The 3,124-nt window shown below is 72.3% G+C and carries 3 protein-coding genes and 1 pseudogene; 1 reads left to right on the top strand and 3 read right to left on the bottom strand.

Translation table 11 applies throughout. The annotated features are described in order from the left end of the window. Positions 1 to 194: DUF4191 family protein (locus I59_RS21655; protein WP_148286300.1), on the bottom strand; the 194-nt coding region annotated here is incomplete at its 3' end. A 127-nt stretch (positions 195 to 321) separates the two neighbouring features. Here I59_RS21655 and I59_RS17040 point away from each other — a divergent pair. Then, complete coding sequence (locus tag I59_RS17040) at positions 322 to 1,197, top strand: hypothetical protein (RefSeq protein WP_148286299.1); 876 nt, start codon at positions 322 to 324, stop codon at positions 1,195 to 1,197. 92 nt (positions 1,198 to 1,289) lie between these two features. Here I59_RS17040 and sucB read toward each other — a convergent pair whose 3' ends face one another. Beyond that, on the bottom strand, positions 1,290 to 2,825 hold the full coding sequence (gene sucB, locus I59_RS17035) for a 2-oxoglutarate dehydrogenase, E2 component, dihydrolipoamide succinyltransferase (protein WP_022904897.1): 1,536 nt from the start codon (positions 2,823 to 2,825) through the stop codon (positions 1,290 to 1,292). 49 nt (positions 2,826 to 2,874) lie between these two features. Further along, positions 2,875 to 3,124, bottom strand: a pseudogene (locus I59_RS17030) (dihydrolipoyl dehydrogenase); the annotation flags it as partial.

Below are 3,124 nucleotides of genomic sequence, written 5' to 3'. Positions count from 1 at the left end.
AGGATCGCGAGCCAGTTCTCACCCGGGAGCACCAGTGCCAGGACCACGCCGAGGACGACGGGGCCGAGGAAGGCGAGAGCGAACCACCAGACGGACGTCGGGTCCGCCCGACGGGTCATCTGGAAGACCTGGTACATCTGCTTGAGACGACCCGGCTCCTTCGCCGTCGTACCGGAAGAACTGCTGCGTGCCATGAAGACAGGATACGGCCTGAGCACACCCTCGGAGACCGGCGCGGAGGAGGCTGTGGGCGAACGACGGCCCTCCACAGGGCCGCGGAACCGCGTGCTCCCCGACTCCGCGCGCACGAGCATGGTCGACGTGGACGATGACGGCGAACGCAGCGGATGGTGGGCAGCGACGTCCGAGGACGTGTTCCTCGGCTGGGTCGCGGACCGATCGGCGTCGACGGACCGGCACCTGGCGCCGGTCCTGTCCGTCGGACGGACGCCCGACGGACGGCTCGCAGCCGCGGCCCTGCGGCCGAGCGGCCTGCCGATCGGGACAGCGCTGGACCGGATCGGGGTCCCGAACGCGGGCGTTGCCGTCACGCTGACGATGCCACTGCTCGACCTCGCGGTCGCGGCATCGGGCGGAGCGATCGTGCTCGGGACGGCGTCGCCGGACGACGTCGTGGTGGACGATTCGGGCGCAGTGGTGCTCTGCGACCGTCCGCCGGCCTCGGTCGCGTTCGGGGCGACGGTGTCATCGGTCGCTCTGTCGGCGACGACGCGCGGAACGACGCCGACCCCGCACGGAGCGCGAGCGCTTCCGTCACCGCGGACCCCGCCGGGCGTCGACGGCCTCGAAGCCGTCCTGCTCGCGGTGCGCCAGGTCTGGGAACGGGTCGACCCCCGAGATCCCTGCCGGCCCACAGTGGACGCTGCTGTCCGGGCGGCGCGTTCCGGGCGACCGGACGACGTCACCGCGGCGAGGTCGACCGTCCGGGGTGCAGCAGCCCCGCGCCCGGTGCGGTGGGACCCACCAAGAGACCTCTTCGACTTCGTCGGCGTGACCGGGCCCGAGCGCACGACCACGGGGGACGGCAGCCTCGACGCAGTCCTCGAGCACATCCGGGACCTCGTCGAGCACGGGGTGCCGTTCAGGAGCCGACGCGTCCCGCTCCGCCAGGTCGTCGTCGCAGTGGTCGTCGCGGTCGGGGTTGCCGGAGCCGCGGTCCTGGGACTCAGCCGCTGACCCGCCCGCAGGAGGCCCGGGAACGCCCGCCTGCACGCGGAACGGCCCCGCTCCCGGATCGGGAGCGGGGCCGTTCTCGGCAGGTGCCGGGCTCAGTACCCGAGGTTCGGGCCGAAGTTGCCCTCCTCGAGCCGGTTCTTCACCGCGACGAGGTAGCGCGACGCGTCCGCACCGTCGATGATCCGGTGGTCGTAGGACAGCGCCAGGTACACGAACGAGCGGATCGCGATGGCCTCCTGCCCGTCGACCTTCACGACCGCCGGACGCTTCGTGACGATGCCCGTCCCGAGGATCGCCGACTGCGGCAGGAACACCACGGGCGTGTCGAACAGCGCGCCACGCGAACCGGTGTTGGTCAGCGTGAACGTGCCACCCGCGAGCTCGTCCGGCTTGAGCTGGTTGTTGCGCGTGCGCTCGGCCAGGTCGGCGATGGACTGGGAGAACTGCGCCAGGTTCAGCGACGCGGCGTCCTTGATCACGGGAGTGAGCAGACCGCGCTCGGTGTCCACCGCGATCGAGACGTTCTCGGTCTCCGGGTAGACGATCTCCTCGCCGTCGACCGTCGAGTTGATCTTCGGGTGCGCCTTGAGCGCCTCCGACGCCGCGAGGGCGAAGAACGGCATGAAGGAGAGCTTCGAACCGGTCTTCTCGAGGAACTCGGCCTTGTGCGCGTCACGGAACTGCGCGACCTTCGTCACGTCGACCTCGACGACGCTGGTGAGCTGCGCGGTCGAGGTCATCGACTGCACGGCGCGCTCGGCGACGACCTTCCGGAGACGGGTCATCTTCTCGCGGGTCCCGCGGAGGGGCGACACCTCGGCGACGAACGGACCGGCGGGGGCGGCAGCGGTCTGACCGCCGCCAGCCGGCTTCGTGGCGGCAGCCGCAGCGGCGAGGACGTCCTCCTTGCGGATGCGTCCACCGACACCGGAGCCGGTCACGGTCGCGAGGTCGACGCCCTGCTCGTTCGCGAGCTTGCGCACGAGCGGGGTGACGTAGCCGGAGGCCGAGCCGTCCTGCGTCGGGTTCGGCACGGCGGCCGACTGCCCGGACGCGGCCGGAGCCGGCGCTGCGGCCGGAGCCGGAGCAGCAGCCGGCGCGGGAGCTGCGGCGGGTGCCGGGACGGCTGCCGGGGGAGCGGCGGCGGGCGGCGGCACCGGAGCGGCCTGCGGCACCGGCGGAGCCGAGGGGGCCTGCGGCGCGGCGGGCTGCGTCTGGCCCCCCGGCGCGGGCTCGGCCTGCTGCGGCTCGGGAGCCTTCTGCTCCTCCTGCTGCTCCGTGCTCGGGGCGGGCTCGGGCTCGGTGGCGTCGGCCTGGGCCGCGTCCGTCCCCTGGTCGGCGCCCGAGTCGGCGGCGCCCTCGTCAGAGCCGCCCTGGTCACCGGAGCCGGAGCCGTCGCCGATCTTCACCAGCGCGGTGCCGACCTCGACGGTCTCGTCCTCCTGGACGAGGATCTCCTCGACGACGCCCGCGACGGGCGACGGGATCTCGGTGTCGACCTTGTCGGTCGAGACCTCGAGCAGCGGCTCGTCGACCTCGACCCGGTCACCGACGTTCTTGAGCCATCGTGTGACCGTGCCCTCGGTGACGCTCTCGCCGAGCGCCGGGAGGTTGACGGATTCGCTCATCGGGTGGACTCCTCTTCGCAGGGGTGGTTCGTGGTGGTGGTCATGGTGTTCACAGGGCGTGCAGGGGCTTGCCCGCGAGGTGCAGGAACGCCTCGCCCAGCGCCTCGTTCTGCGTGGGGTGTCCGTGGACCAGGGGAGCGATGTCCTCCGGGTAGGCCTCCCAGTTGACGACGAGCTGTGCCTCGCCGATGAGCTCGCCGACGCGGGCTCCGATCATGCTGACGCCGACGACCGGACCGTCGACCACGCGGACGACCTTGACCGAGCCGGAGGTCCCGATGATGTGGCTCTGCCGTGCC

Origin of the sequence: Curtobacterium sp. B8 (genome assembly GCF_000333315.1) — a bacterium.
GTDB lineage: Bacteria > Actinomycetota > Actinomycetes > Actinomycetales > Microbacteriaceae > Curtobacterium > Curtobacterium luteum.
The sequence above is the reverse complement of the archived record's forward strand: the minus strand, read 5'-3'. Positions and strand labels throughout refer to the sequence as shown.

Excerpts from the sequence above, each read along its gene's own strand:
- sucB (WP_022904897.1), bottom strand. The coding sequence starts at position 2,825 with ATGAGCGAATCCGTCAACCTCCCGGCGCTCGGCGAGAGCGTCACCGAG.